Here is a 26,963-nt window from a genome sequence, read left to right on the forward strand (position 1 = left end):
AGGCTTCTTTACTGAAAGCTTAAGTCAGACTGGCCACTCCTGCCGCGCCAAAGGGTGACAAAATGTGAATATCCCCTAGTTCAAGCCTTCATTTCCGGGAGCGATAACGTCGGAACCCGGCTTGGGGATCCCTATATAGAGCTGCTGTTGCCGGTAAAGATAGGGGCGATAAAAATGGCCATCGCAGGAAAAGTAGCGATAGGGGCGCATGTAAGGAACACATATGGCAGGCAGGCTGCGGAGGATCTCCAGTTGTTGCTGCGAGCGCAGTAGTTCCTGCCACTCATGCTGACGCAGTAATTCATCCCTGACGGCAAAGGCATCGAAGGGCTCACTGGCATCACGAACCACCACTTGACCTGCCTCGGCATTGCCAAGCCACAGCAAGGTAATTAACAAAGCGCCGAAAAAAGTACCGGTCAGCTTCATTACACTGAGAGTCTTCATCGCCATCCCCTTAGGCTCCAGGCTGTTTCTGCTTTCAGTCTGCCCCCAAGAGCGTCTGTCATCAAGCGCCATAGCCCCAAAATGCGCTTTTCCTGGCCGACTCCCGCCAAGGCAGATAACCCCAAAGCCATCTCACAAGAGATGGCTTAAAGATTAAGGAAGCTTGCTTGATCTCTCAAGAACACTCATGACTTATCAGCTGGTGTTCTTGGCTTATCAATTGGCGTTCTTGGCCTCTCAATTGGCGTTCTTGACAGTCACAAACTCAGGATAGGCATCGATACCACAGTCCGATGCGTCCATACCGTTGTACTCTTCCTCTTCGGTCACCCGGATCCCCATGGTCACTTTCAAGGCGCCCCACACCAGCAATGACGCCAGGAACACCCAGGCAGAGATCACCGCAGCGCCAAACAGCTGCCCTGTCACACTGGCATCGGCATTGGACAGAGGCACCATCATCAAACCGAAGAAACCGGCGACCCCGTGCACCGAGATAGCCCCGACAGGGTCGTCTACCTTGATTCGGTCAAAGCCCACAATGGAGAACACCACCAAACCGCCGGCTACCAGGCCTATCACACCCGCCATAGGCAGCGAGGGCGACAATGGATCGGCCGTGATAGCCACCAAACCAGCCAAAGTACCATTGAGTATCATGGTCAAGTCGGCCTTGCCCCACACCATCTTACAGACGATCAATGCAGATACTGCGCCGAAGGCCGCCGCCGAATTGGTGTTGACGAAGACTTTGGCCACGGCACTGGCATTTTCGGCATCAGAGACCAGTAACTGAGAACCACCGTTGAAACCAAACCAGCCCATCCAGAGGATAAAAGTCCCCAGAGTTGCCAGCGGCAAGTTGGATCCCGGGATAGGGTTAACCTGGCCATTGGCGCCATATTTACCTTTACGGGCCCCCAGCAGCAAGACACCGGCCAAGGCCGCGGCCGCACCGGCCATATGCACTATGCCGCTACCGGCAAAGTCGACAAAGCCGGCTTCGGAAAGGAAACCACCACCCCAGGTCCAGTAACCTTCCACCGGATAGATGACTGCCGTCATTACCAGGCTGAATGCCAGGAAAGCCCACAGGCGCATGCGCTCGGCCACGGCGCCGGAAACAATCGACATGGCTGTAGCCACAAATACCACCTGGAAGAAGAAATCAGACTCCAGCGCATGGTCGGCGTCGGCAGCTTGAGAGCCTATCAAGGTGCTGATGCTCGGCAGCCAGCCGCCCTCGCCATTGTCCACATACATGATGTTGTAACCCACAATCAGGTAGGTGATACAGGCGATTGAATAGAGACAGATGTTTTTGGTCAGTATCTCTGTGGTGTTTTTGGAACGCACCAACCCAGCCTCCAGCATGGCGAAACCCGCCGCCATCCACATCACCAGCGCGCCGGAGATCAGAAAGTAAAAGGTGTCCAGCGCAAAACGCAGCTCTGTGACCGTAGTACCCAATTTGCTCAGTTCTTCCATCTTCTCCCCCTTACAGCGCTTCTGTATCTGTTTCGCCCGTACGAATACGGATAACCTGTTCCAGATCTGTCACAAAGATCTTGCCGTCACCTATCTTGCCGGTATGGGCGGCGTTGGTGATGACCTCCAGCAGGTGCTCAAGATTCTCCGCCTTGGTGGCTATCTCGAGCTTAACCTTGGGCAGAAAGTCCACCTGATACTCGGCTCCCCGATAGAGCTCTGTATGCCCCTTTTGTCGGCCAAAACCTTTGACTTCGGTGACCGTCATCCCCTCAATGCCTATGCCCGCAATCGCTTCGCGGACATCATCGAGCTTGAACGGCTTAATGATTGCGCTGACTAATTTCATCCAGACCTCCAGAATCGCCTTGCTGTATTGGTGTTATGCCAAAAGCAATTCAAACATCAGGCCAGAATGTTAATTTTTTGTTTTATAAAGAGTTAGCTTTTACGGACCAGGTTAAGAGCTGCAGATATGCACCAATTAGGTGCAAGTAAGGCTTGGGCGCACAAAAAAAGCGCAATCATCTACGACCTAAGACCTATTGGCTTAAGCCCTGTACTGACGTTAACTGAATGTCCTGACGTTAACTGAAGCGAAAGAAGGACTCGTTTACACCTGTCCTAAGACCAACCAGAAGGAGAACAAAATGTTAAAAGCGGAAGAATGCGTGCTGGTCATAGTGGATGTTCAGGGTAAACTGGCGCAGATAATGGACAAGAGTGAACAGCTGCATCAGCAACTGGCCATGCTGATAGAAGGCACGGCCTTGTTTGATATCCCGGTGCTCTGGCTGGAACAGTTGCCGCAGAAGCTCGGCCCCACGACAGAGTCGCTGGCCGCTCTGTTATCCAAGACCACTTCGCCGATTGCCAAGCATCACTTCAGTGGCTGGCAATGCCCGGCGTTCCGTGAGGCACTGCTGAGCACGGGCCGCAAACAGGTACTGCTGGCCGGGATAGAGACCCATGTCTGTGTCTATCAAACCTGTGGTGATCTTATTGAGCAGGGTTTCGATGTGCACTTGATAGCCGATGCTGTCAGCTCCCGCAGTGAAAGCAACAAACTCTTGGGAATTGAGATGATGAAGCAGCAGGGAGCCAGGCTCAATAACAGTGAATCTTTACTGTTTGAACTGCAACATCAGGCAGAAGGTGAACGCTTCAAGGCTCTGCTTAAGCTGATCAAATAGGTCAACCAATACTCGCTGGATACCATTGATAACTTGCGAGATAAAAAATCCCCGCGATGCGGGGATTTTTCATTTCGTTATGTTAACGACTGTTAGTTGTAGGTCGCTTCACGCTTCTTGGCTTCAGCATCCCACTTGGGCAGAACATTTTTCTTGAACTCTTCCTTATCGGCAACCATCTTCTTCATGTCCATACCCAGAGCAGCCTGAGCCTTGGCCTTGGTGGAGATATCCGGCAGCGCAACTGGCTCTGTGATACCTTTCTTGGCCAGCAACTGTGCCAGTTTCACCCGGGCGTTGGCAGCCTTGTCAACCGCAGTACCCAGTACCCGCAGCGCTTCATCAGGAGCGTGAGCCGCGACACCGTGAGAGGCGATAGCATAATCCCAGCGCCATTGAGCATGACGGATATCAGTCAGAATTGGCTTCATCTCGACTTCAGTCGCACCGGCTTTCCAGGCGGCAGCGGCTTCAAAGTGAGCCTTGACGATTTGATCTTCAGCCTTCAGCTTCAGCTCATTAACCTTAACTTTACGCTCAGCAGTCAGATTCTCCATAAACTCTTTGCTCTGAGTGTGGCATTGAGCACAGGTTTCTTCGAAGCGGTCGAAAGGATTACCCACTTTGTGATCGGTGAACTTACGCCCCTTGTCGTTGGTCACTTTTGGCATGTGACAGTCAACACAGGTCACGTTGTTCTTACCATGAACCCCCAGCTGCCAAGTTTCATAACCTGGGTGCTGTGCCTTCAGCATAGGAGTCTTGGACAAAGCATGAGTCCAGTCGGCAAATTCGATGGCATCGTAGTAAGCTTCCATGGATTCTACTGTAGTGCCTTGATCCCATGGGGACTTAACAAAACCCTTACGGCCTTCCACTTTCTCAAAGTAGTATTCTACGTGGCACTGACCACAAACCATGGATTGCTTGTCTTTGCGGGAAGCCTTATCAAATGGTGTACCCAAGGTCTCCATGGCGCGCTCGGCAAAAGGACGTCCCAAACGCAGCTTAGGAGAACCTTTCTCGTGACAATCGCCACAACCTATGGCGTTAACCACTTCAGGGCCACCTTTGGCCCACTTACCGGTGAAGTAACCATCTTCGCCCTGCTCTTCTATCAGGCGAGGAACATCCGGGCTCTTACAGCTCCAGCAAGCCATTGGCATTGGACCATCTTCGGCGCTCTTTGGCGCTCCGGTACGCAGGGTGTTGCGCACATCGGTCACGGCATAAATGTGGCCACGAGGGGCATTGTAGTCCTTGGCGAAACCATAACCGGCCCACATGATTACCAAGTTGGGATCTTCTGCCAATACGTCAACAATTTCAGAACTCTTTGCAGTGTCATGCCAACTGGCATATTGATTTTTGAACTTGTCTTTGTAGACTTCGTTGCGAGGCTCAGTCTTGTCACTCGCAAACGCACCGGCAGCCATTAGGCTTGCGGCGACCAATGCACTGAGTGCAAAGGATTTTTGGTTTAATTTTTTCACCATCTCATCTCCGTGTTACTTTATCGTTATTTGCAATAACCACGACATCTCCAAGGTCAAAAGTAGCCGCTTATAATACACCAAAAATATACCTCTTAGGGGGTATCCGGGGCGAAGTTTGCGCCAGATCAAAATGTGAAGGCGATGTTGTTCACATTTTTGTACTCTTGTTAATGTATTCAAGTGCTGGCTAATGTAGAACTCTGAGACCCAAGTCCTTTTTTATTCTCGACAATCTTATCGGCGCGTTTCCTTTCCGATAATCGAGAGCAACACTGCAGGGACTGAGGAAACCTTAGCATAAGTGAGTGAATATTTCATGAAACGAGGCAGCTTGACCTCTACCATTTTAGGCTTAATGCTGACCCTTATCCTGCTTTCAAGCGGTTTGGCCACTTTTGCCATTATCAATCTGTCTTACAGCCTGGGAGATGCCCGGGCGATCAACGCCTCCGGTTCATTGCGGATGCAGAGCTACCGGCTGATGTTTTATGCCAACTCCGGCAGTGAAGAAGCGCTGCAAAAAATTCGCGAATTTGAAAACACCCTCTACTCTGATGCCTTGGTGCGCTCAATGGACTGGTCATCGCCGGCCAGGCTCGGACAGCAGTACCAACTGGTGATCAGCAAGTGGAAGGTCATGAAGTACTACATAGAGCAGGAAGACTCACGCAATTATGCCACCTCGCTGAAAGACTTTGTCGATACCATAGATTTGCTGGTATTGGAGATGGAGCACCACGCCGCCTTCAAACTAAGATTGCTGGCCGTCAGCCAGATAGTGGGCTTGGGGTTGATGCTGCTGATTGCCTTTATCGCCGTGCGCTTTACCAAACGCAAGGTGGTGGTGCCGCTGCAACAGATGATGGAATCAGCCAACACTATTTCCAAGGGTAACTTTGCCGTCGAAATGCCGAAGACGGAATATATTGAGCTCAGCGCTCTTTCCGATGCCCTCGACAGTACGGCTCAGGAGCTGGCAACTCTCTACGGCAACCTGGAAACTCAGGTGAAGGAGAAGACCCTGGCGTTGACCCGTGCCAACCGTGAGCTCAAATTTCTTTATGACAATCTGGTGTTGCTTCATTCGGGCAAACTCAATTTCGAGGTGATGCGGCAGTCGCTGCTGCAACTCAAGGAGTATGAGCACCTGCAACATCTGCGGCTGATTATTCAGCAGGATGAAGATGCCATGGAGGTAATCGCCACCGACGAGGATATCTGGCCGCAATCCGGACAGACCATGCAGTTTCCGCTCAAGTTTGAACAACAGGAACTCGGCTTTCTGGAAGTGATAGGCGAGCACGATATCAATGTGCCTCTGTTTGAAAACTTCGCCATCATGCTGGCTCGCTCGATAGTGATTCACAACGCCTCCGAACAACGCCAGCAGTTGGCCCTGCTGGAAGAGCGGGCGGTTATCGCCAGGGAGCTGCACGATTCTCTCGGGCAACTACTGTCCTTCCTGAAAATCCAGATAAGTTTGCTGCGTAAAGGCCTCGACCAGAGCTGCAAGAGCCCCGCGGTGACCCAACAGCTCGAAGAACTCAATGAGGGGGTGACCACAGCCTACGCCCAGCTCAGAGAACTGCTGTCTACCTTCCGCCTGACCGTTAAAGAACCTAATCTGCGTAACGCCCTCGAGGCCATGCTGGAGCAACTGCGCAGCCAAACAGAGACAGAGCTGGAGCTCAACTATCGCCTGCCGCCACAGTTACTGGCGGCGCACCAACATATTCACATTCTACAGCTCACCCGAGAAGCCACCCTCAATGCCATTAAACATGCAAATGCGAGTCGTATTTGTATCAGCTGCGAAAAGAACTCTGATAACATGGTGGTTATCAGTGTCGAAGACAACGGCATAGGCCTGGCGCATATCAAGGAAAGGGATCAACATTTCGGCATAGGGATAATGCACGAGCGAGCCAGCCGCCTCTCGGGTATGGTTGAATTTTCCAGCAATGCGTCGGGAGGCACCAGTGTTGTCCTGACTTTCCCACCTCAGCAGGAGCCACATCATGGGTAAACCTTATTCAGTTCTGGTAGTCGATGACCATCCCTTACTGCGTCGCGGTATCTGTCAGTTACTGGCATCCGATCCTGACTTTAGTCTCTTCGGTGAAGCCGGTACCGGGCTCGACGCCTTGGCGGCTACCGCCGAAAACGAACCGGACATTATCCTGCTGGATCTGAATATGAAAGGCATGACGGGTCTCGATACTCTGAACGCCCTGCGTCAGGAGGGAGTCACCTCCAGAATCGTTATCCTGACGGTTTCCGATGCCAAACAGGATGTTATCCGTTTGCTGCGAGCCGGCGCCGATGGTTACCTGCTCAAGGATACCGAACCCGATCTGCTGCTTGGGCAGCTGAAAGAAGCCATGTCCGGCCACCGAGTGATCAGCGCCGAAGTGGAAGACTATCTGTTTGAATTGAAAAATGCCGCCGACGAAGAAGCCTGGCTCGACAGCCTGACACCCAGAGAGTTGCAGATACTGCAGCATCTGGCTGAAGGCCAGAGCAACAGGGTGATCTCCGAAGAACTGCATATCAGCGAAGGCACGGTCAAGGTGCATGTCAAAAACCTGCTTCGCAAGGCCAATGCCAAGTCCCGCACCGAAATGGCTGTGCGTTATCTCAACCGTTAAGCCACGAAAAAGGGACGCCACTGCGTCCCTTCTCATTGCTGCCCATGCCGCTTGTTCAGCGGCTCTGGTGCAGAAAGTCACACCAACTCTCAAGCACATCCTGAAAATCTTCCAGGCCGCACCAGGCTTCTGACTCGGCATCATAAAGGGAGAGGGACTCATCCAACTCCTGACTCTCACCGAATTCGAGCACATTGGCGTAAACCCGCACCTGCTCCTGATCCAGTTGCAGCGTCAGATCCCGGCCAATCAACTGCCATTCGCGAATGCGCCCTGACTGTAAATCCGCCAATGCCTGTTTGACCTGAGTGCAGATCTCGGCGTTATCCGCCAACTCTTCAGAGAACCATTGCCCCAGTACATGATGCTCCATACTGAAGCGGGCCATTGCGGTTCCCGTCAGTGAATTGCGCCGAAATTCGTATTCCATGGTGCCACTTCTTTTGCTGTAATCAAACCTATCCTAATTTTAACCCAGAGCCCAGGGGATTGCCCATAGTTATGCCTGGGCTTTACTTTCTATCGTAATATCATTCCCTATAGAAGTTTGACTTGCTCAGAACTGTGTCAACCATTGGGGTTCAAGCCAGATTGGCGATGGCATAGTGAAGCTACGGCGAGACAAATTGGTGTAGTCGTCAGATGGCTGACAAGTTCCCCAAGGACGAGTTGAAAAAGCACGTATGTGGCGCAAGCCAATGTCGCTTTATCCCGATAAACCGCCCATTAGCCCACTTGCCTGCCCAGCTTTTCATTGCCACTGAGTGAGTAAATTCCTATGCCCAATGATATAACTAGGTTAGCTTAAACTAAAGCAAACCTATGAGAGTGAGTCTATGGCCGAAAAACAGTTTTGTGCCTTGCTGCTGAGCGGGGAGATGGCAGGCAAGGAGTTGACGCAGCAACAGGTCAGTGATTGGCGCCCGGAGCAGGGCATACTCTGGCTGCATCTGGACTATAAGAAGAAATCCAACCGTCAGTGGTTGCAACAACACAGCGGCCTGGAAGCACTGGAAGTGGCAGCCCTGTTGGCGCAGGACACTCGCCCCAGAGTAGTCCAATCCGGCCAGGGTTTCCTACTGGCACTCAGAGGGGTCAATCACAACCCTGGGGCCGACCCGGAAGACATGGTGTCGATACGCCTCTACCTGGACAATCACAGAATTATCAGCACCAGCAGTCGCGAGCTGTTATCGGTCAAAGACATTATCCAGAGCGTCGGCCAAGGCTCTGGCCCCGGCAATACCGGGGAGTTTTTGCTGGCGCTGACGCAGCGTCTCACCCAGCGAAAGACGGAGTTTATCGACCGGCTGGAAGAAACCGTCGACGATCTGGAAGACAAGGTCATGGCCGGTAACGACAGAGATCTACGCAGCGATATCGCCGAGCTCAGGCGCCAGATAGTGGTGGTCCGGCGCTACCTGGCGCCGCAGCGGGAAGCCTTTACCCGCCTGCTGGCAGACTCGGCCAAGGTATTTGATGAACAGCAGCGGCTTAAATTCAACGAAATCAACGATCAACTCATTCGCTGCATCGAAGATTTGGATGCCATCAGAGATAGGGCCAGCGTCACCCAGGAAGAGTTGCAAAACCGTCAAGCCGAGGCCGTCAATCGCCGCCTCTATTTCCTGTCACTGATCAGCGCCGTCTTCCTGCCGCTGGGGTTTCTTACCGGTCTGCTCGGGGTTAATATCGCCGGGATCCCGGGCGCCGATGTCGGCTGGGCCTTCGGAGCCTTTTGCCTATTTCTGCTGATATTGGTAGGGGGACAGTTGTGGCTGTTCTATCGTTATAAATGGCTTTAGGGTCAATGCCCTAGAAGTGGCTGTAAAAAGAAAGGACGCCGGCGGCGTCCTTTTCAATATCGGGTATCCACTTTCCGTGAAAGAAGGGATTACTTGGCAGAAGCCTCGGCTTCGGTCGGCTCTACGGGGGCTTCGGCCTTCTTGACCTTGAGCAACTCGACTTCAAAGATGAGTGTTGAGTTGGCTGGAATAGTGCCCATGTCACGCTCGCCATAAGCCAGCTCAGATGGGATTACGAAGCGATACTTGGCGCCGACCGGCATCAACTGTACACCTTCGGTCCAGCCCGGGATCACCCGGTTCAGAGCAAATTCTGCCGGTTCACCGCGGGAGTAGGAGCTGTCAAACTCAGTGCCGTCAATCAGAGTACCACGGTAGTGAACAGTCACTATATCTTCGGCGGCAGGCTTCTCACCCTCGCCTGGAGTCAATACTTCATACTGCAGACCAGACTCAGTGGTGATCACCCCCTCTTTGGCCTTGTTCTGCTCCAAGTAGGCTTTGCTTTCCTGCATCGACTTGGCCGCCATCTCCTGAACCTTGGCCATACGTTTTTCATTCAGCTTTTGATCCAGACCTTCAAGCACTTTCTGCATCTCGTCTTCAGTCAGTTGCAGCTCGTCTTTCAGCCCCTGTTGGAAACCTGTCACAATCAAAGCACGATCGACTGAGAAACCCAGCTCTTCCTGTTCTTTGATATGGCCGGCCATATAGCGGCCGATAGAGGCGCCCACGCTATAAGCTTCTTTCTGCTCGACAGAGCTCAGTTCCACCTTGTCGGCACTCGCTGTTTTTTGTTCTTGGTTACAGGCGGAAAGGCCGATCAGAGCCAGCGCGACCAGTGAAATTTTGTAAATCGGTTTCATTAAAGGCATCCTCAGGATCTTCAAATGGTTACAATTAACCCAAAATATGTAAGACGACTCACTTTATACCAGTTAACTTTGAGATACAAAGCAGATTATCCATACTGGTTAACAAGGGAAAGCGGCCAACAAGCCTATCCCCTTATAGTAGAAGCGACAACGTTTTACCCTTACTCAAAATGACAAGTCGAGGCGGTATAAGTTCATGGCAATAAACAGATTGCTACTTATTTGCACGCTCAGTTTTACTTTGCTTGGCCTTGGCGCTTGCCATCCAGGCCCCAATAGCAGCCAATCCCTGGCGGCCGATCCCAGCTACAGCGCCAGCCTCTCAGCCGATGGCCGCTACGCTTTGATAAGCAGCCAGGAAGGGATCAGGCTTTGGGATCTCAAACAAGGCGCGGTCAAGTATCAGTGGGCTCAAGGCAGTGCAGCCAATGATGTCATCGCCACGGATATCTCGGCCAATGGAGAATATGCGGTGACGTTAAGCCGCGATTCAGTTGCACTGTGGAAAATCGCCGACGGCCGGGCGGCGGGTTGGTGGTCACTGCCGGCAGTAGCCCAGGCTGTGGCCGTGGCCGACAACGGCCAGTTGCTGGTAGGGCTGGCCGATGGCGCGGTGATGTCGCTGACCCCGACCACAGGCATACTGGTGAAATTTCTTGGCCACAGCGAAAAGGTCAACAGCGTTGCCCTCTCTGCCGATGGCCGCCTGGCATTGACCGGGGCGAATGACGCTACCGCCCTGCTGTGGCGCACCCATGATGCTCAGGTACTGAGGCGTTGGCAGATGGACTCCAGGGTGCTGAAAGTTGCCCTCAGCCGCAGCGGTAACCTCAGCTTAGTGTCCGACAGTACCGGCAATGCCGACATTTGGCACAATGACTCAGGGAAACTGGCCAGCTCGCTGGCGATAGTCCGGCGGCAAATGAACTTTTCGGCGGCGCGCTTTATCCAACAGGAACAGGCCTTGTTGACCGGCACGCCAGCCAGAGAGTTAAGCCTGTGGCAGGTCGATTCGGGGAAAAAAGTCGCCAACTGGCAAGTTTCACTGCCAAAAAAGCCTTTGCCCCAAAGCGCCGTAGTATACTCAGTGTCTGAATCCGACAACGGCCAACTTCAAAGTATCAGTAGTGCCAGCTTGCTGGAACGCTGGTCGGCGCCAACACAGAGGTAAGTAATGCAAGCAATCCCGGACAGGATCGAAGAGCTCGAAACCAAGCTGTCATTTCAGGAAGCCACACTGGAAGAATTGAGTCAGGAGATTTTCGAACTCAATAAAGTCGTGGCCGAGCAGCAGTTTCAGATCCAGTTGTTAATCAGTAAACTCAAGGCGGTAGAACCGAGTAATATCGCGTCTCAATCGGAAGAAACACCGCCGCCTCACTACTGAGTTGAATAAAGGGGGATAAGGATGTTAGCCATAGCAACCCACGGAGAACGTATTCTGGGGCTGACTGCCCAGCCGGTTCAACTGTTCGATGAACCTTTGGCGGCCCTGGCCGAGAAAATGCTCGAGACCATGAAACTGGCACAGGGCGTAGGCATAGCCGCGCCTCAGGTAGGCCAAGGTATCCGCTTGTTTATTATGGCATCCCATCCCAACGACAGATATCCGGATGCGCCTTTGATGGCGCCCCAGGTGGTGATCAACCCACAGATACTCAAACGCTCAGGCAAGATGCTGGCCGGGGAAGAGGGTTGCCTGTCTCTGCCCGGTGAAAGAGTACAGATTCTGCGCCATGAAAGCATTGAGGTACGTTATCAGGATCTCAGCGGCGAGTGGCAGCAAGAATGGTTACAGGGCTTTATCGCGCGCATTTTTCAGCATGAATACGATCATCTGGAAGGACTCACCCTGAGAGAACGACTGGAGATCCAAAACCAAGGAGCCGGCTCTTGAAGTCAGGCAAGTTACTGCTGCCACTGTTGTTGTCATTAAGCCTTACTGGCTGTGCCTTCAACAGTGTATTGGTCAACTATCCATCCCAACTGGCAGGCGTTCGCGCCGAGCTCAACTCATCAAAGCCGGGCAATGCTGCCAAAGAACTGGCAAATGGCATAAACGGCCGCGATGGCCTGCTCTATGCCCAGGAAGCGGGGCGCGCCGCCCAGATAAGCGGCGATTTCACCGCCAGCAAAGACTATTACCAAAGCGCCATAGCCGCCTACCAGGCGTTTGACGACAAGGCCAAACTCAGTTTATCCGGACTGGGTTCCCAAGGCGGCAGCCTGCTGCTGAACGACAATATCATTCCCTATCGCGGTCCCGGGTATGAGCGCATTATGCTGCACCAATATCAGGCGCTCAATTATCTGTTTGCCGGTGATGCCGAAGGCGCGTTGGTGGAGGTGCGTCGCAGTAATGAACTGCAATCGCTGGAGCAGCAAAGGTATGAGAAATCCAGCAGCGCTGTGCAGCAGATGGCCAACGGCACCATCAGCGCCGAAATGGATAAACTGGGCAAGGCCGCCGGCAGTGTCACCAGCTCGTTTTTGAACGCCTACAGTTACTACACCACAGGGGTACTCCACGAAATCCTTGGTGAGCGCAACGATGCCTTTATTGACTATCGCAAGGCGGCGCAGATTATGCCGGATAATCCTTATCTGCAGCAGGATCTGGTGCGCTTGGCCAAGGAGCTTGCCATGCCTCAGTATGATGAGTTCAAACGCCGTTGGGGAGAAGCGCCCACGCCCACCAAGGGGCAAGGTCAGGTCATCTTGCTGCTGGAGCGCGGCTTTGTGCCCGCCAAGGAGAGCCTAACGGTTCCCTTCACCATTCACGGCAACTGGCAAACTGTCTCTCTGCCCACCTATATGCCCTCCAGAGTACCGGTCAACAGTGCCAATATCCGCGGCTTGTCAAAACCTATGACCGCAGCCCCTATAGCCAATATAGATGCCTTGGCCATCACTGCGCTCAAGGAGGAACTACCCTATCTGCTGGTGCGCCAGGCCGCCAGAGTTTATGCCAAGTCGGAAATGGCCCGCAAGGCCGAGCGCAAAGACGGTTCGGACCTTGGGGTGATCGCCATGCAGATATTCAACGTGGTCACAGAACAGGCCGATCGCCGCAGTTGGCTCACGTTACCGCGCCAAGCACAGATAGCGAGGCAGTTTATCGATGCCGGCAGCTATCAACTAACCCTGGACAATCAGGGCACGGAAATTCAGGTTCAGAGTGGCAAGACCACTCTGGTCTGGGCAATAGACACTGGCAATGTCACACGTTTTTATACAAAATTGATTTGATAACCTTGAAATGGAACTGACTATGAAACACTTGAAGCTGATACTGATACTGGCAATGGCTATGGGCATGGCAGCCTGTCAATCCAAAGTGGAATACGGTGATGCCACTGAGGTAGAGACAGTGAATGAAAACTTCGGTTCGACAGATCTGCAAGCCATTGCCGCCAAAATGGTCGACAGCATGCTGACTTTTCCGCCTGTGGTGGCCATGACAGCCAACGATAGACCTATCATCTTTGTCGACAAGATCAAGAACAAGACCTCTGAGCATATAGATACTGAGTCAGTGACCGACTCCATCAGCAACAAGCTGCTGCGCTCAGGCAAGTTCCGTTTTATCGATATGACCAAGGTGGATTCAGTGCGCAAACAACTGGACTACCAGAACAACGCCGGCATGGTTGACCCATCCACCGCCATCAAGTTCGGTCGTCAAATAGGCGCTCAGTACATGCTCTACGGCAACCTTTCCAGCATAGTCAAACAAAATGGCAGCACCCGTGATGTCTACTACAAGATGACCATGCGCCTGATGGATCTGGAAACTGGTTTGATCGAATGGTCCGATGAAAAAGAGATCCGCAAAGTGAAGTCCAAGTCCTTCCTCGGGCTCTAACCAAGTCTAACGCTCCTTCCCAAAAGCCGCTGTCACAGCGGCTTTTTTGTAACATTTCTCCTTTGTTCTTTGGCGGCAAATAGCGTAATTTATGCCGCGGGCGCCAAGCCCGACAGGGTATTAACTCAAGACGTATCCCTCCCTTTCATTCCTGTTGTGAGGGAAAACACCGACACCCAATGGTAAAACAATAAAAAGCAAGGAATCTGTTTGTGAAATCTCTTCCCCGGTTGTTTGGTCTCAGCCTGTTGGCTGCCGGACTGATATCACTCAGCGGCTGCAGCAGCACTCAATCCTCCGCCGGAGTGCGGGATGGCAGCGGCTATATCAGTGAGCAACAGGCGATGGCCCGCTCTGCCAGAGTCAGCAATGTCAGCTATGAACTGGACTTTACCTTGGATGGCAGCGAGCGATTTGCCAACCGCACCTTGGTACGTTTCAGTCTCAGCGACAACCAACAGCCCCTGACACTGGACTTGAGCAAGGCGCAGATCACCAGCCTTAAGATCAACGGCCACAGGCTCTATCCCAAATACAATGGCGCCTATCTGGAGATCAGTGCCAAGTTGCTGCTCATAGGCGACAATGAGATAGAAGTCAGCTTCACACGCCAGCATTCCAGCAATGGTGAAGGGCTGCACCGCTTTGTGGATCCCGTCGATGGCAAGGTCTATCTCTACTCCCACTTTGAGCCCGCTGCCGCACAGCAGATGTTTGCCGTATTCAACCAACCGGATCTCAAGGCCAACTACAAGTTAACTGTCAGAGCCCCCAAAGACTGGCAGGTGATCAGCGCCACCCAAGAATTGAGTGTGACCCCGGAGGGTGACAACCAGCTGTGGCAGTTTCCGGCAACACCCAAGTTGAGCCCCTACAACTTTTCCATGCATGCAGGCCCTTACCATGTCTGGCAAGACAACAGCGGCAAATACCCCATGCGCCTGTTTGCCCGCCAATCAGTGGCGGCCCAGGTCAATGCCGCCGACTGGTTCAGATACACAGACGCCGGGCTTAAGTTTTTTGACGACTATTTCGGTATCGACTACCCCTTTAAAAAATACGATCAACTGCTGGTGCCTGACTTCCTCTATGGTGCCATGGAAAATGCCGCCGCCATCACCTTTGCCGAAGGGCGTTTTCTTGGCAGTGGCGAGATGACGGCCAATCAGCGCCAGCGCTTGGCGTCGGTGATCATGCATGAAATGGCGCACCAGTGGTTTGGCGATCTGGTGACCATGAAATGGTGGAACGGTCTGTGGCTCAATGAAAGCTTCGCCTCCTTTATGGGCATGCTGGCGAGCGCCGAAGCCACTGAGTTTGACAACACCTGGCGCAGTTTTTACGCCAGGGGCAAACAGAGTGCCTATCAACAAGACTCTGGCGTTACCACCCATCCGATAGAAGTGCCTGTGGCCAGTAGTGCCAACGCCTTCGATAATATCGACGCCATCACTTACCAGAAAGGGGCCGCGGTTCTCATTCAACTGCGCCACCTGCTTGGGGAGCAAACCTTCCGCCGTGGCGTCAGTGAATACCTCAAACGCTACTCCTGGCAAAACGCCACACTGGAAGACTTCATTACCAGTCTCGGCCAGGCCGCCAAGCGGGATCTGAGCCAATGGACCCGGGATTGGCTCTACAGCGCCGGTGTCAACAGCCTCAAGGCCGAGTTCCAGTGCCAAGATGGCCGCATCAGTGAATTTGCCCTGTTGCAGTCAACAAGCGATCCCGCCTACCCGACGCTCAGAGAGCAAAAAGTTCAGCTGGCCTTACTAAGCAAGGGCCGCCATGAAATGCACCTGCTGCAAACTCTGGCCGTTACCTACCAAGGTGAAAAGACCTTGGTACCGCAACTTAAAGGCGCATCCTGTCCTGATTTGGTTTATCCCAACTATCAGGACTGGGGCTATGTCAAAGTCGAGCTCGACCCACGCTCGTTCGATACCGCCTTCAATCACCTGGCCAAGGTAGAAGATCCCCTGCTGCGTGCCATGCTCTGGCAAAGCCTATGGGACAGTGTCCAGAGCGGTAACTTGCCCTTGAACAAGTATCTGGAAACAGTGCTTATCAATGCTCCCCAAGAGAAGGATTACACCCTGCTGGGACAAATTCTCGGCAATATGCGCTATAGCAAGGCCTTACTCGAGTCGATGGCTCCGATTCACTCGGCCTACGCCGAGCGCGCCATCAGAGCACTGGCACAGATGAGCCTGCGTCTGACCATGCAAAACGCGGATAATAAAGATCTGCAGCGGCGCTGGTTCAATGCCTATGTGGACTTTGCCCGCGACGGGGACTCGCTGGATCACCTGCTGTCACTGCTGCAAGGCCACAGCAAGATAAGGGGAATAGAGCTGGATCAGGATACCCGCTGGCAGCTTATCTATCAGTTGAACCGTTACGATTACCCCACCAGCAAACTTCTGTTACAGCAAGAAGCCAAGCTTGATAACAGCGATTCGGGGCAAAAGGCGGCCATCGCCGCCGAAGTGGTGCGCCCGGAAACCGCCGGTAAACGCCGCTGGCTGGAGAAAATCAACCATTCGGCGCTGCCGTTTGCCAAGCTGAGGGTAGCAATGGAAAACCTCTATCCCAGCAGCCAAGGGCAACTCCAGGCAAGCACTGCAGAGCAGCGCTTGAGTCAGTTAGCCGCTCTGGACGCCGAAAAAGACCCGGTATTTATGCGCAGTTACGCGCCGGCACTCTTACCGCGTCAATGCAGTCACGCCTCAATGCTGCGGCTCGAAAAAGCCTTGCAGGCTAACCCTGAGCTATCGGCCCAGACCCAGCGCAATCTCAAGCAAGCAATAGAGAAAGAGCAGCGCTGCGTGTTGATTAAAGACACGCTGAAACTCTAGCTATGTGAGCCGCTTGGTTTTCCTGTGGCACCATGCTGTGCCACAATAGCTAACGAGCTAAATATCAAGGGTCATTATGGGACTAATATTCATTATAATCATAGGCTTCTTTGCCATGATACTCATCAAGGACTACAACAAAAAACAGCAGTATCTCCAAAATGGTGAGATTGAAAAACTGCAACGGGAAGTGGATGAATTGAAGCAGCGGATTGCTAATCTGGAAACCATAGTTACAGACAAGAGCTACGATCTGAAGGATAAGATCAACCGACTCTAAGACTAACGCAATGGTTCCTCTTCAGTATATCCGGAACAAAGTACTGTATTAATTAAGTTAGTTGTCATAATTTTACTATCCGGCTGTCATCAAGCATCCCTAGCTTCAGAAATACCATTCTCGTCAGGTGAGTAAACTCCTGTGCGAAATAGCATAAGGATCTGCTTAATGAAGACTTTTCACTCCAAGACAGCATCGACGTTACCAGGCCTGGTGCTGCTTGGCCTGTTGCTCAGTGGCTGCAACAGCAGTGACAACAACGCCAGTACTTCAACTCCGGCTCAGGATCAACAGGAAAAAGTTGGCGCCAACTTGGGCCCCCGCCCCCAATTTCTGGTAAATGACATGGATGAAGGGCCGCTCAAAGATAAACTGGCACAATGCAGCAAAGGGCCCTTTTATCGCACCGACTTCAGCATAGGCCACCGCGGCGCCTCCATGCAGTTCCCTGAGCACACCAAAGAAGCCTATTTGGCAGCTATAGATGCCGGAGCCGGGATAGTGGAATGTGATGTCACCTTCACCGCCGATAAACAGCTGGTTTGTCGGCACTCCCAATGCGATCTGGCCACAACCACCAATATCCTCGGCATCCCTGAGTTGGCAGCCAAATGCCGTCAGCCCTTCTCTCCCGCCGATGCTGCCAATGGTGTTAACGCCAGCGCCGAGTGCTGTACCAGCGATATAACCTTGGATGAATTCAAACAGCTTTGCGGCAAGATGGATGGTTTTAATCCCAAGGCCACCACGGCAGAAACATTTATGAAGGGTACTCCTGACTGGCGCACGGATCTCTACGCCAGTTGTGGCACATTGATGACCCACGCCGAGAGTATAGCTCTGTTTAAAGAAGCCAGGGTCAAGATGACGCCTGAACTCAAGGCCGCCAGTGTGCCCATGCCCTTCGATGGCTTTAGCCAGCAGGACTATGCTCAGAAGATGATCGACGAATATCAGGCGGCCGGAGTACCTGCAAAAAATGTCTATCCCCAGTCGTTTAATCTGGAAGATGTGCAGTACTGGTTGGCCAATAATACCGATTTTGGCAGGCAGGCCGTCTATCTGGATGACAGGTATGACTCGGACAGCAGCTTTAACCCCAATGATATGAGCCAATGGCAGGCCGATATGCAAAGGCTCAAGGCGCTGGGAGTCGAAATCATTGCGCCGCCCTTGTGGGTATTGGTCGGTCTGGATGACAGCGGCAAAATAGTTCCCTCGGCCTATGCTCTGGCGGCCAAGGAAGCCGGGCTTAAAATAATCACTTGGTCACTGGAGCGTTCTGGCCCCCTGGCACAAGGCGGTGGTTGGTACTACCAAAGCATCAGCGGCAGCATTAATAACGATGGCGATGTCTATCAACTACTGGATGTACTGGCCAAAGAAATAGGTGTCCTGGGGGTATTCTCCGATTGGCCGGCGACCGTGACTTACTACGCCAACTGCATGGATATCTAGCCATTGCCAACAACAAAGAGGGCGCCTATCGGCGCCCTCTTTGCATTGGATTTTTTATCAGAGAAACAGCTCTTTGATATTTTTAAGATCGCCCTTACCTTCGGCCAGCTCTTGCGCACTCAGGCCGGAAACTTCATGGGGGAATACCAGCCATTCATCCGAGGCGTGGATATAGTAATCGGGTTTCAATGGCACCGCAGTATTTTGCGGCTTGTAGTAAGGACAAGCGATGCGGATATCCTTGGGCATATTCAGACGCATGGATTGACTGAGCTTTTCCTTAAGCGCAAAAACGCTGCGCCCGGAATCGAAGACATCATCAACAATCAACAAACCATCATCAGCATTGGCATTTTCAACAATGTAATGCAGACCATGAACCTTGATCTCCTTGCTCTGCTTATCTGTGCCTATGCCGTAATAAGATGAAGTACGCACCGCAATATGATCGGTTTCCACTTTCTTGAAGTCGAAAAACTCCTGTACCGCGATCCCTATTGGGGCGCCGCCACGCCAGATCCCAACAATAAACTGCGGCCGAAAGCCACTCTCATAGACCTGTGCAGCCAGACGAAATGAATCCTCCAGCAATTCCTGAGCGGTAATAAAGCGTTTTTCTATCATAGGTATACGACCCCATCTTGTTCTATTTTGTGTGCTTCGCTGTCTGCTTTGGCAGGTGCTGAATTGGAGGCCTGTTCCAAAATCCGGAGTGGGCTTCCACCATTGTAGGCAGGCAGAGGATTTTGGGCGCGCATTTTATAACAAATTTTTCCTCGGTGCTGTGCCAAATGCACATTCTTGTGTCTCAGGCGACAAAAAATCTTCACTCGTCGCTCAGCCTTAGTTGAGCAATCTCTACTTTATTCACCCAAACACATTTGGTTAATAAATAACAAACTAATTAATAATGTTTTTTTAACGAAACATGTGCTAGCAGTGAATAATTAGTCATTTTTTGTGATTAGTTATTGATTGAGGTATGGGAACTGGCTATAGTGCCAGTCATACGGTTCCTCAAGAGTATCTCCAAGATGAAAAAATCCCTGCTTCTGGCCACGATCACGGCCTTGCTGTTGACCGGCTGCGGTAAAGATCAAGATGTACTGGTCGTCGGCACCAATGCCGCCTTCCCCCCATTTGAATACATGGGAGGCGCCAATGGTGATGAGGTAAAAGGCCTGGATATCGACATTGCCAAGGCGATTGCCGCCGATGCCGGTAAAACCCTCAAGGTAGAAAACCTCAAGTTCGACTCTTTGATAGTGGCGCTGAACTCAGGCAAAATCGACTTTATCGCCTCCGGTATGACAATCACGGATGAGCGGCAAAAGAGCGTCGACTTCTCCACGCCTTACTACGAAGCTACCCAAGTGGTGATAGTCAATCAGGACAGCCAGGTATTCAACACTCCGGCTGATCTTGCCGGCAAGAAAATTGCGGTGCAGTTGGGTTCGACCGGCGACATTATGGCCAAGGAGCTCAAGGCCGAAGTCGTGGCTTTCAACACAGGTTTTGAGGCTTTTATGGAGCTGAAAAACCACAAGGTAGACCTGGTACTGTTCGACAGCCAACCGGCGGCCACTTATCTGGCCAAGAACCCCACTCTCAAACAGCTGGATATCGACTTCTCACCCGAGTTTTACGGTATTGCAGTCTCCAAGAATCAACCGGAACTGCTCGGCCAGATCAATGCCACCCTGTCACGGCTGCAAAGCTCAGGTGAATACCAACAAATCCTTGAAAAATATCAGAAGTAATCTTAGATGGATGCAATAATCTCTTCGCTGTTCACCCCCATAGGGGAAGACGGCATGGTCGGCATCTTGCTGATCCTAAGCGGCCTCAAGGTCACCCTGACAGTGACCTTCTTCGCCATGATCCTCGGCGCCATCCTCGGGGTACTGACCACCCTGATGGGCATGTCCGAACGTTGGTATCTTCGCTGGCCGGCCAAGCTGTATGTCGGGGTGATCCGCGGCACCCCTGTGGTGGTGCAACTGGTAATCCTCTACTTTATCGTGTTGGCCGCCATGGATGTCGACAAGGTGACCGCCGCCATCATCGCCTTCGGTCTCAACAGCGGCGCTTATATCAGTGAGATTATCCGTGCCGGTATCCAGGCGGTCGACAAGGGCCAGGCCGAGGCCGCCCGCTCTTTAGGGATGAGCCATTCACTGACCATGCGTGAGGTGGTGTTACCGCAGGCTATCAAGAATATCCTACCGGCGCTCGGCAATGAATTTATCGTGCTATTAAAGGAAACCGCCGTCATCGGCTTTATAGGTGGTGTGGATCTTATGCGCGCCGGTGAAATCATCCGCAGCCGGACCTTCGAAGATGTGGTGCCACTGCTGACTTGTGCCCTGATCTATCTGTTATTGACCTACAGCTTCACCTGGCTGTTGGGTAAGTTTGAAGCGAGGCTGAAACAAAGTGATTGAGATAACCAACCTGCATAAGTCCTACGGCAAACTGGAAGTACTCAAGGGCATAGATCAGCATATCGCCAAAGGCGAAGTGGTCAGTATCATAGGCCCAAGTGGTAGTGGCAAGAGTACTTTTCTTCGCTGTATTAACCTTTTGGAGCAACCTACCGAAGGCGAAATACGGATAGCCGGTGAATCGATAACGGCGCCAGGTGCCTGTGTCGACAAGCTCAGACAAAAAGTTGGCATGGTATTCCAGCACTTTAACCTGTTTCCTCACAAGACAGTGTTGGCCAACCTGACCCTGGCACCAGTCAAACTGGGATTGATGAGTTCGGCCGAGGCCGAAGCCAAGGCTTTGGGATTGCTGGCTAAGGTTGGCCTGGCAGACAAGAAAGATGCCTATCCATCCAGTCTGTCCGGCGGCCAGAAACAGAGGGTGGCCATTGCCAGAGCCCTGACCATGTCTCCCGAGCTGATGCTGTTTGACGAACCCACCTCGGCGCTGGACCCGGAAATGGTCGGCGATGTACTGGATGTGATGCAATCCTTGGCTCGCGACGGCATGACCATGGTGATAGTCACTCACGAAATGGGGTTTGCCCGCGAGGTGTCTGACAGGGTGATCTTCATGGATGAAGGGGTGATCCAGGAAGCGGGCACACCGGAGCAGATTTTCAATGCGCCGCAAAACCCTCGTACTCAAGGTTTCCTTGCTAAGGTGCTGCGCTGATCACAGGGGTAACTTTTTAGTACAAAAGTGCCATAAAACTGCCATCGTTTCTCTCTATGTTGGGTGCTTTCCCAAACGCCCAATATAGAGAGGTTATTTTTGCGCCAATCCCATCAAATCGCAGCCTTGTCGCTGCTGTCTCTGGCCCTGCTAGCCGGCTGTAACTCAGATGACAACACTCAAACTCCCGAGCCGGTAACGGGTCGCTGGCTCAAAGGCGATCTTCATGTTCACACCGCGGTTTCCCAAGATGCCAGAGAGACCCAGGCCGATATTCTCAAGTGGGGCTTCGAGGACTTTGGTCTGGATTATATGAGCCTGACCAACCATATGCGCAACAACAGTCAGGACAATGAAGATAACGACCTAGGTGGCATTCTCTTCTATGATGCCCTCACCCGCTACGAAAAACCCGGACTCACCAGCCAAATGCCCAACTACCCGGGCAAGTTGGTTTACTCGGGCTTTGAGTGGGATATGCCGACTCACGAACACTTCAATATCGCCATCTTGGCCGATGAACAGCAGACTCTGGACGCGATTAAAACCTTCGAGTATCGCTTCAGCGCCAAGAATGAGCCGAAGGATTTCGCAGCCGAAGATCTCGCCGCCTGGGAGGCCGCCGGCGTCAAGCGTCAGAATCAAAACCACGCAGACGCCGTAGCGGCGCTCGCCTGGCTGCAGCAACACTTTCCCAAACAGAGCTACGGCATGCTCAATCACCCCAGACGCTATCTCGACAGCTACACCATAGCCGAAGTCAGGGAGCTTCACGATGCCGCGCCTGAGGTCTTCTTCCTGGTGGAAGGCATGGTTGGCGGCCAGTTCAGTGGCAACCGCGGTGACTATGGCGACAGATCGAGCGGTGTTTACGGCGGTGTCGATCCCGTCGTGGCCGAAGTCGGCGGTTGGTGGGATGCGCTACTGGGCGAAGGGCGCAGGATTTGGAACATGGGCAACTCGGATATTCACTTCAAGACCCGCCCCCCTTACGCCAGCAGTTATTATCCCGGCGAATACGCCAAGAATTACACCTGGGTTGAGGGCGAAGGCACCAAAGCGCTGCTTGAAGGGCTACGCTCGGGGAACAGCTTTGCGGTATTTGGCGATCTCATTGATGGACTGGATTTCAAGATCAATAGCGGTGATCAAACCATCACTATGGGACAAACCCTGAGTGCCAAGGCCGGCGACAAGGTCACTATCAATATCAGGTTCCGCAGCCCTGAGCTGAATAACAAGGAAAGCGATATCGGCAATGAACACTACGCCGGCATTAATCCGGGAGTACATCATATCGATTTGATTGCCGGCGATATCAGTGAGCGGGCCAAGCCGGGAACAGCTGCCTGGCAAAAGGAAACCAACGACAGTACCCGGGTGATCAAGTCATTCACCCAGGCCGACTGGCAAAAAGACAGCGATGGTTTCTACCGCATGAGCTTCAGCTTTATCGCCGATGGCAAGCAGTATTTCCGCCTGCGGGGCACCAACCTGGATTACAACGTCAGTGGCTTGACCAACAAGGGCACGCCACTGCGTTCAGAGGTATTGCCACAGGCCGAAGGGGAGCAGGTGCAGCAATGGTACAACGACATCAATGAGCGTAATTACGGCGATCTCTGGTTCTATTCCAACCCGCTGTTTATCACCACCCAATCCTGAGGTAATTTCTGTTCTCAGGCGGGACGCGGCAACTGCCCGTCCCGCAAAAAGTCTTTTAAAAACCAGGTCAATGGCATGCTGCGGCTGTTACGACGACTGAAAGCCACCTTGTCGGCGGAGCTTTGACAGAGCCAGTATTCACACTCCTGCGGCTCGGTTGATAGCAACACCAAAGGATCGTGCAGCGCCAGGTTGACGCCCTTTTCTGCTCTGGCCGAAGTGTAACGGATCATCTGCGCCTGCTGTTGCAGCAACCAAGCACCCAAAGCCTGGGTATAGGCATAGCTCGACTTGTGAGTCAGTTGCTGCTGCACTCCCTGCCCCTGCAATAGCGTCAGGTCGGCACAATCGCGGGCATTGATATCCACAGAGTACAACATATGCTCAGAGCGCAGCGGCTCCAGATAAGGCTCCAGCATGTCGGCCATAAAGACAAAGCGATAATAGGCAACTTCAGCCAAACAGGTCTGCCAGGATTCACTGGCATAAAAGAAGCTTTCCATTGTGATACTGCCAAAGCGCGAGCCATGGCGCAGCGGCGGATAACGAAACGGGGTCTTGAGCAGATAATGCAAGTGCTCTGTCCCGCTTCGGTATGGCGGTTTAACCTCATCGAGCAGAGACTCAAGCAGCATCTGTTCATCAAAATCATCCACCAGGCTCAGGGTGGCGGCTTCTTCCTGGGACTCGACCAGGCGATAACCGCGACCAAAGTAGTGGCGAGGAAAAAAGTCCTGCGGCTCTAACGCGCTAAAATCCATTTTCAGTTATTTGTCTCCTGTCACCGGCTATGGCTGTCAGACCTTGCCTCGCATCGCATCCAGATATTGGTTAACACTCACCAGACCAACCACGGTTTGCAATAAAGTCTTGGGGGTTCCATTCAGCGCCTTGTTGGGACTGTTGAGCCAGTGACGCATAAAGGCTTTTTCACCACCCGCTATAGCATACAGCGAGCGATATAGACGGATAAGCTGCAACTGCAGCTCCCCCTGCTTGGAATCGGGTTTAAACCCCTTGCCGCTGTTACGGCTCAAGGTGCTGGGATTTACGCCTATGATACGGCTGGCCTCGGCCTGGGTAAGTTGTAACTCGCTGCAAGCATTGGAAAACGCCTTGAATAATACCTCGGCTGCATTGGCTTTCTCTAGGGTATTCATCTTTGCTGCTCCGCCATAAACCTGTCCATATATTAACCAATATATACAGCAAACGCAATTTAGAGCCAAACAAACATGCAAAAGCAATCCTGTTGGCACCGAGAGGTGGTTCCCCACCGCGTACTTTCAATTTATTTTTGATATAGCTTGCAGCAGAAACACTGTTGTAAAGCGCAACAGAGATCGTAGAATGCCAAAACAATTTCAGCCTCATTTGTCCGGAGTAGTGACATGACAGATCTGACATACCTTGCCAAAAAGCGCTATACCACCAAGGCTTTTGATCCCAACAAGAAGATCCCCCAGGATAAAATTGAAGATCTGCAGAGCCTGCTGCAGTTCAGCCCCTCCTCGGTGAACTCCCAGCCATGGCACTTTGTACTGGCCGCGACAGATGAAGGCAAAGCCAAAATTGCCGAGTCTACCGCAGACTATAGCTTCAACACGCCAAAGATCCTCAACGCTTCCCACGTGGTAGTACTCTGTACCCGCAACAACATGGACGAAGCCCATCTGCTGCGTCTGCTTGAGCAGGAAGATGCCGATGGCCGCTTCGCCGACGAAAACGCCAAACAGGGCCAACACAACGGCCGCTCTTTCTTCACCAATATGCACAAGTTCGAACTTAAGGACCTGCAGCACTGGATGGAGAAACAAACCTATCTGGCGCTGGGTACTTTGCTGCTGGGCGCCAGCGTATTGGACATAGATGCAACCCCTATTGAAGGCTTCGATGCCAGCAAACTCAATCAGGTTTTGGGTCTAAGAGAACAGGGCCTGACCGCCAGCGTAGTGGTGGCTCTTGGCTACCATGACGAGTCTGACTTCAACGCCAAGCTGCCCAAGTCTCGCCTGCCTCAAGAAGAGCTGTTTACCAAGATCTAAGGAAGAGCTCATTCTCACCTTCTATTCCAGAACCCGGCTCCATGCCGGGTTCCATTAATTTCACCTTGCACCCGCGGACACCTGTGGCATAGTAGATTTTATCGTCAGTTCAGGATGAATGATTGCTACCATGCTGCTTGCCAAACCCGCGCTGAACCAGGCCGACGCCACTGAAATCAAACCGACCCGACTCAAAGGCGATAACCCGCTTACCTGGCCAATTCTCGGTTTACTCAAACGCAGCAACCGCTCCTGGAAGGTGCATCACCTCGCCACTGAGTTACAGCAGCAGGGACTGATGCACAACTTGGATCCTCTGCCCGAGAAAGATCTGTTCAAACGAAACTTTCTGCTGATGAATGCCCTCTATGAACTGCAACACATGCTGCTGCCGGGCCAATGGCTGCAAGTACAGGCCATGGATATCATACTGCTGCGGATCCCACCGGCCAATGTGCTGCAACTACAACAGGATGACTCAGCGCTTAGAGACTACTACCTCGACTGGAACAACTACGACACCTGCGTCAATGTCGTTCGTGAGATGCTGGAGTCCTTCTGGAACAGTTATCAGGATTATATTGGCGTGCGTCCCGGCCGTTTTGCCCAGCGAGAGGCGCTGCGGGTATTGGAACTGGAAGACGATGCCAGCGACAAGGAAATCCGTCGCCAGTGGCGTAAACTGGCGCTGAAGTGGCACCCTGACAGGCAAGGCGGTGATACCGCCAAGTTCAGGCAGATCTGCGAAGCCTGGCAAGCCCTGCGAGGTTGAATAACCAGGCAAAGCGCCAAAGCTTAGCCTCGCTCACAGAAATGACCGCCAAAGGCACCAACGCTTAAGTCATAATTAAGCCAGTCACACTAACCTGACAGCAAAGGGCGCTGCGCCCGGTCAATTCTGAGGAGATTATTTTGCTCAAGCCACTGGTTGCCGCAATGGCACTTACCCTGATCCCGCTGGCCGCCAACGCCGCCGACTTTATCGAAGGTAAACACTATACCCAGATAGCCAAGAAAGGCAGTGAAGAACCCAAACTCACCGAGTTCTACTCTTTCTACTGTCACAACTGCTTCAGCATGGAAACCCAGTATCTGCCGGACATCAAGGCCGGTCTCAATAAAGAAGTCAGCTTTGACAGCAAGCATGTCGACTTTATGAACAGCGATCTGGGCACTGAGGTGATGAAGTCTCTGGCCATCATGCAGGAACTGGGCGCGACTGATAAGCTGGTTCATCCTATGTTTGCCGCCATTCAGGGCGAGGAAGGAGCCCATGGTCATGACCATTCCGCCCCTGGACACAAGCACACCTCTGCTATCAATAGCCGCGACGATATCAAACAATTGTTCGCCGCCAACGGCGTCGATATCAGCCAGTATGATGCCTTGGCCGACAGCAAGAAAATCAATGATGTCATCGCCCTGTGGCGTAAGCAGCAGAATGAATTTGCCATCCAGAGCGTGCCAAGCTTCGTGGTAAACGACAAATATCTGGTTAACCTGGGAGAAATTCGCACTCTGGGTGAGCTGACCGATCTGATCAATTTCCTGGCTACCGAAAAAGATGCCAAGCAAGATGAAGGAGGCAGCCTGGGTTGGTTGTTCCTGGCCTTTGCCGGTGTCGCCGCCGTCAGCAGACGCCGCTGCTGAAATCAGACACCATAGACAAAACACTATA

General features: G+C 52.5%; 28 protein-coding genes. 19 read left to right on the top strand and 9 right to left on the bottom strand.

Annotated elements, in window-relative coordinates:
* Positions 1-75: 75 nt before the first annotated feature.
* From ACMHXE_RS04420 to glnK, 3 genes are all read right to left on the bottom strand, one after another.
* The gene (locus ACMHXE_RS04420; RefSeq protein WP_413731496.1) at positions 76-447 is read right to left on the bottom strand and encodes a hypothetical protein; all 372 of its coding nucleotides are present in this window, start codon (positions 445-447) and stop codon (positions 76-78) included.
* Positions 448-684: 237 nt separating this feature from the next.
* Positions 685-1,935 carry an ammonium transporter gene (locus ACMHXE_RS04425; RefSeq protein ID WP_044733846.1) on the bottom strand — a complete coding sequence of 417 codons (1,251 nt, stop codon included), beginning with the start codon at positions 1,933-1,935 and terminating at the stop codon, positions 685-687.
* Between the two features lie 10 nt (positions 1,936-1,945).
* The gene (gene glnK / locus ACMHXE_RS04430) at positions 1,946-2,284 is read right to left on the bottom strand and encodes a P-II family nitrogen regulator (protein WP_025011521.1); all 339 of its coding nucleotides are present in this window, start codon (positions 2,282-2,284) and stop codon (positions 1,946-1,948) included.
* A gap of 301 nt (positions 2,285-2,585) precedes the next feature.
* Here glnK and ACMHXE_RS04435 point away from each other — a divergent pair, with 301 nt between their 5' ends.
* Entirely contained in the window at positions 2,586-3,128 is a 543-nt protein-coding gene (locus ACMHXE_RS04435) for a hydrolase (RefSeq protein ID WP_413731498.1), read from the top strand.
* Between the two features lie 92 nt (positions 3,129-3,220).
* Here ACMHXE_RS04435 and nrfA read toward each other — a convergent pair whose 3' ends face one another.
* Complete coding sequence (gene nrfA, locus ACMHXE_RS04440; RefSeq protein ID WP_413731499.1) at positions 3,221-4,624, bottom strand: ammonia-forming nitrite reductase cytochrome c552 subunit; 1,404 nt, start codon at positions 4,622-4,624, stop codon at positions 3,221-3,223.
* A gap of 316 nt (positions 4,625-4,940) precedes the next feature.
* On the opposite strand from nrfA, the gene narQ reads away from it, so the two are divergent.
* Together narQ and ACMHXE_RS04450 are read left to right on the top strand one after the other, a co-directional pair.
* Complete coding sequence (gene narQ / locus ACMHXE_RS04445) at positions 4,941-6,650, top strand: nitrate/nitrite two-component system sensor histidine kinase NarQ (RefSeq protein ID WP_413731501.1); 1,710 nt, start codon at positions 4,941-4,943, stop codon at positions 6,648-6,650.
* Entirely contained in the window at positions 6,643-7,272 is a 630-nt protein-coding gene (locus ACMHXE_RS04450) for a response regulator (RefSeq protein ID WP_025011524.1), read from the top strand. Before narQ ends, ACMHXE_RS04450 begins: the two co-directional genes overlap by 8 nt.
* 55 nt (positions 7,273-7,327) lie before the next feature.
* Here the strand turns inward: ACMHXE_RS04450 and ACMHXE_RS04455 are convergent, their stop codons facing one another.
* Positions 7,328-7,702: a YacL family protein gene (locus tag ACMHXE_RS04455; protein WP_025011525.1), complete on the bottom strand. Its 375-nt coding sequence runs from the start codon at positions 7,700-7,702 to the stop codon at positions 7,328-7,330.
* Positions 7,703-8,108: 406 nt separating this feature from the next.
* Between ACMHXE_RS04455 and ACMHXE_RS04460 the strand changes: the two genes are divergently transcribed.
* Positions 8,109-9,077, top strand: a complete 969-nt coding sequence (locus ACMHXE_RS04460; protein ID WP_234556510.1) for a zinc transporter ZntB — start codon at positions 8,109-8,111, stop codon at positions 9,075-9,077.
* Positions 9,078-9,166: 89 nt separating this feature from the next.
* Here ACMHXE_RS04460 and fkpA read toward each other — a convergent pair whose 3' ends face one another.
* Positions 9,167-9,943, bottom strand: a complete 777-nt coding sequence (gene fkpA, locus ACMHXE_RS04465; RefSeq protein WP_165564532.1) for an FKBP-type peptidyl-prolyl cis-trans isomerase — start codon at positions 9,941-9,943, stop codon at positions 9,167-9,169.
* 205 nt (positions 9,944-10,148) lie between these two features.
* On the opposite strand from fkpA, the gene ACMHXE_RS04470 reads away from it, so the two are divergent.
* From ACMHXE_RS04470 to ACMHXE_RS04505, 8 genes are all read left to right on the top strand, one after another.
* The gene (locus ACMHXE_RS04470; RefSeq protein ID WP_413731503.1) at positions 10,149-11,123 is read left to right on the top strand and encodes a WD40 repeat domain-containing protein; all 975 of its coding nucleotides are present in this window, start codon (positions 10,149-10,151) and stop codon (positions 11,121-11,123) included.
* A 3-nt stretch (positions 11,124-11,126) separates the two neighbouring features.
* Positions 11,127-11,339: a SlyX family protein gene (locus ACMHXE_RS04475; protein WP_025011529.1), complete on the top strand. Its 213-nt coding sequence runs from the start codon at positions 11,127-11,129 to the stop codon at positions 11,337-11,339.
* 21 nt (positions 11,340-11,360) lie between these two features.
* On the top strand, positions 11,361-11,849 hold the full coding sequence (gene def / locus ACMHXE_RS04480) for a peptide deformylase (protein WP_107109984.1): 489 nt from the start codon (positions 11,361-11,363) through the stop codon (positions 11,847-11,849).
* Positions 11,846-13,201 carry a COG3014 family protein gene (locus ACMHXE_RS04485; RefSeq protein WP_107109985.1) on the top strand — a complete coding sequence of 452 codons (1,356 nt, stop codon included), beginning with the start codon at positions 11,846-11,848 and terminating at the stop codon, positions 13,199-13,201. The genes def and ACMHXE_RS04485 overlap by 4 nt, the downstream gene beginning before the upstream one ends.
* A gap of 22 nt (positions 13,202-13,223) precedes the next feature.
* Positions 13,224-13,817 carry a penicillin-binding protein activator LpoB gene (gene lpoB, locus ACMHXE_RS04490; RefSeq protein ID WP_177192617.1) on the top strand — a complete coding sequence of 198 codons (594 nt, stop codon included), beginning with the start codon at positions 13,224-13,226 and terminating at the stop codon, positions 13,815-13,817.
* Between the two features lie 212 nt (positions 13,818-14,029).
* Complete coding sequence (pepN, locus tag ACMHXE_RS04495; RefSeq protein WP_413731505.1) at positions 14,030-16,675, top strand: aminopeptidase N; 2,646 nt, start codon at positions 14,030-14,032, stop codon at positions 16,673-16,675.
* Positions 16,676-16,751: 76 nt separating this feature from the next.
* The gene (locus tag ACMHXE_RS04500) at positions 16,752-16,955 is read left to right on the top strand and encodes a hypothetical protein (RefSeq protein ID WP_101052511.1); all 204 of its coding nucleotides are present in this window, start codon (positions 16,752-16,754) and stop codon (positions 16,953-16,955) included.
* Between the two features lie 168 nt (positions 16,956-17,123).
* Positions 17,124-18,413: a glycerophosphodiester phosphodiesterase family protein gene (locus ACMHXE_RS04505; protein WP_101052513.1), complete on the top strand. Its 1,290-nt coding sequence runs from the start codon at positions 17,124-17,126 to the stop codon at positions 18,411-18,413.
* Positions 18,414-18,470: 57 nt separating this feature from the next.
* Here the strand turns inward: ACMHXE_RS04505 and ACMHXE_RS04510 are convergent, their stop codons facing one another.
* Positions 18,471-19,037, bottom strand: a complete 567-nt coding sequence (locus tag ACMHXE_RS04510; protein ID WP_101052515.1) for a phosphoribosyltransferase — start codon at positions 19,035-19,037, stop codon at positions 18,471-18,473.
* A 410-nt stretch (positions 19,038-19,447) separates the two neighbouring features.
* Between ACMHXE_RS04510 and ACMHXE_RS04515 the strand changes: the two genes are divergently transcribed.
* The 4 genes from ACMHXE_RS04515 to ACMHXE_RS04530 all read left to right on the top strand — a co-directional run bounded on the left by ACMHXE_RS04515 (position 19,448) and on the right by ACMHXE_RS04530 (position 23,240).
* Positions 19,448-20,173: a basic amino acid ABC transporter substrate-binding protein gene (locus tag ACMHXE_RS04515; RefSeq protein WP_224867683.1), complete on the top strand. Its 726-nt coding sequence runs from the start codon at positions 19,448-19,450 to the stop codon at positions 20,171-20,173.
* A gap of 6 nt (positions 20,174-20,179) precedes the next feature.
* Positions 20,180-20,857 carry an amino acid ABC transporter permease gene (locus ACMHXE_RS04520; RefSeq protein WP_101052519.1) on the top strand — a complete coding sequence of 226 codons (678 nt, stop codon included), beginning with the start codon at positions 20,180-20,182 and terminating at the stop codon, positions 20,855-20,857.
* Entirely contained in the window at positions 20,850-21,575 is a 726-nt protein-coding gene (locus tag ACMHXE_RS04525) for an amino acid ABC transporter ATP-binding protein (protein WP_165564529.1), read from the top strand. The genes ACMHXE_RS04520 and ACMHXE_RS04525 overlap by 8 nt, the downstream gene beginning before the upstream one ends.
* A gap of 99 nt (positions 21,576-21,674) precedes the next feature.
* Positions 21,675-23,240, top strand: coding sequence for a hypothetical protein (locus tag ACMHXE_RS04530; RefSeq protein WP_413731508.1), 1,566 nt, complete (start codon positions 21,675-21,677; stop codon positions 23,238-23,240).
* 14 nt (positions 23,241-23,254) lie between these two features.
* Here ACMHXE_RS04530 and ACMHXE_RS04535 read toward each other — a convergent pair whose 3' ends face one another.
* Positions 23,255-24,001: an RES family NAD+ phosphorylase gene (locus ACMHXE_RS04535; RefSeq protein WP_165564527.1), complete on the bottom strand. Its 747-nt coding sequence runs from the start codon at positions 23,999-24,001 to the stop codon at positions 23,255-23,257.
* Positions 24,002-24,037: 36 nt separating this feature from the next.
* On the bottom strand, positions 24,038-24,400 hold the full coding sequence (locus tag ACMHXE_RS04540) for an MbcA/ParS/Xre antitoxin family protein (RefSeq protein WP_025011540.1): 363 nt from the start codon (positions 24,398-24,400) through the stop codon (positions 24,038-24,040).
* Between the two features lie 231 nt (positions 24,401-24,631).
* Here ACMHXE_RS04540 and nfsB point away from each other — a divergent pair, with 231 nt between their 5' ends.
* From nfsB to ACMHXE_RS04555, 3 genes are all read left to right on the top strand, one after another.
* Positions 24,632-25,285 (top strand): oxygen-insensitive NAD(P)H nitroreductase, encoded by a 654-nt coding sequence (gene nfsB, locus ACMHXE_RS04545; protein ID WP_165564526.1) that lies wholly within the window; start codon positions 24,632-24,634, stop codon positions 25,283-25,285.
* Between the two features lie 130 nt (positions 25,286-25,415).
* Complete coding sequence (locus ACMHXE_RS04550; protein WP_224867716.1) at positions 25,416-26,057, top strand: DNA-J related domain-containing protein; 642 nt, start codon at positions 25,416-25,418, stop codon at positions 26,055-26,057.
* 140 nt (positions 26,058-26,197) lie between these two features.
* Entirely contained in the window at positions 26,198-26,935 is a 738-nt protein-coding gene (locus ACMHXE_RS04555; RefSeq protein ID WP_224867691.1) for a DsbA family protein, read from the top strand.
* The last annotated feature ends 28 nt before the right edge of the window (positions 26,936-26,963 follow it).

Source organism: Shewanella sp. BJSY2023SW007 (genome assembly GCF_047314525.1).
GTDB lineage: Bacteria > Pseudomonadota > Gammaproteobacteria > Enterobacterales > Shewanellaceae > Shewanella > Shewanella chilikensis.

Bases quoted from the DNA above. Each gene is read 5' to 3' on its own strand.
- ACMHXE_RS04425 (WP_044733846.1), bottom strand. From the start codon at position 1,935: ATGGAAGAACTGAGCAAATTGGGTACTACGGTCACAGAGCTGCGTTTT.
- ACMHXE_RS04455 (WP_025011525.1), bottom strand. From the start codon at position 7,702: ATGGAATACGAATTTCGGCGCAATTCACTGACGGGAACCGCAATGGCC.
- narQ (WP_413731501.1), top strand. From the start codon at position 4,941: ATGAAACGAGGCAGCTTGACCTCTACCATTTTAGGCTTAATGCTGACC.
- ACMHXE_RS04420 (WP_413731496.1), bottom strand. From the start codon at position 447: ATGAAGACTCTCAGTGTAATGAAGCTGACCGGTACTTTTTTCGGCGCT.
- ACMHXE_RS04515 (WP_224867683.1), top strand. From the start codon at position 19,448: ATGAAAAAATCCCTGCTTCTGGCCACGATCACGGCCTTGCTGTTGACC.
- ACMHXE_RS04505 (WP_101052513.1), top strand. From the start codon at position 17,124: ATGAAGACTTTTCACTCCAAGACAGCATCGACGTTACCAGGCCTGGTG.
- ACMHXE_RS04550 (WP_224867716.1), top strand. From the start codon at position 25,416: ATGCTGCTTGCCAAACCCGCGCTGAACCAGGCCGACGCCACTGAAATC.
- ACMHXE_RS04435 (WP_413731498.1), top strand. From the start codon at position 2,586: ATGTTAAAAGCGGAAGAATGCGTGCTGGTCATAGTGGATGTTCAGGGT.
- ACMHXE_RS04460 (WP_234556510.1), top strand. From the start codon at position 8,109: ATGGCCGAAAAACAGTTTTGTGCCTTGCTGCTGAGCGGGGAGATGGCA.
- ACMHXE_RS04535 (WP_165564527.1), bottom strand. From the start codon at position 24,001: ATGGATTTTAGCGCGTTAGAGCCGCAGGACTTTTTTCCTCGCCACTAC.
- glnK (WP_025011521.1), bottom strand. From the start codon at position 2,284: ATGAAATTAGTCAGCGCAATCATTAAGCCGTTCAAGCTCGATGATGTC.
- nrfA (WP_413731499.1), bottom strand. From the start codon at position 4,624: ATGGTGAAAAAATTAAACCAAAAATCCTTTGCACTCAGTGCATTGGTC.
- ACMHXE_RS04475 (WP_025011529.1), top strand. From the start codon at position 11,127: ATGCAAGCAATCCCGGACAGGATCGAAGAGCTCGAAACCAAGCTGTCA.
- ACMHXE_RS04450 (WP_025011524.1), top strand. From the start codon at position 6,643: ATGGGTAAACCTTATTCAGTTCTGGTAGTCGATGACCATCCCTTACTG.
- lpoB (WP_177192617.1), top strand. From the start codon at position 13,224: ATGAAACACTTGAAGCTGATACTGATACTGGCAATGGCTATGGGCATG.
- ACMHXE_RS04470 (WP_413731503.1), top strand. From the start codon at position 10,149: ATGGCAATAAACAGATTGCTACTTATTTGCACGCTCAGTTTTACTTTG.
- fkpA (WP_165564532.1), bottom strand. From the start codon at position 9,943: ATGAAACCGATTTACAAAATTTCACTGGTCGCGCTGGCTCTGATCGGC.
- ACMHXE_RS04510 (WP_101052515.1), bottom strand. From the start codon at position 19,037: ATGATAGAAAAACGCTTTATTACCGCTCAGGAATTGCTGGAGGATTCA.
- ACMHXE_RS04520 (WP_101052519.1), top strand. From the start codon at position 20,180: ATGGATGCAATAATCTCTTCGCTGTTCACCCCCATAGGGGAAGACGGC.
- def (WP_107109984.1), top strand. From the start codon at position 11,361: ATGTTAGCCATAGCAACCCACGGAGAACGTATTCTGGGGCTGACTGCC.
- ACMHXE_RS04540 (WP_025011540.1), bottom strand. From the start codon at position 24,400: ATGAATACCCTAGAGAAAGCCAATGCAGCCGAGGTATTATTCAAGGCG.
- ACMHXE_RS04500 (WP_101052511.1), top strand. From the start codon at position 16,752: ATGGGACTAATATTCATTATAATCATAGGCTTCTTTGCCATGATACTC.
- nfsB (WP_165564526.1), top strand. From the start codon at position 24,632: ATGACAGATCTGACATACCTTGCCAAAAAGCGCTATACCACCAAGGCT.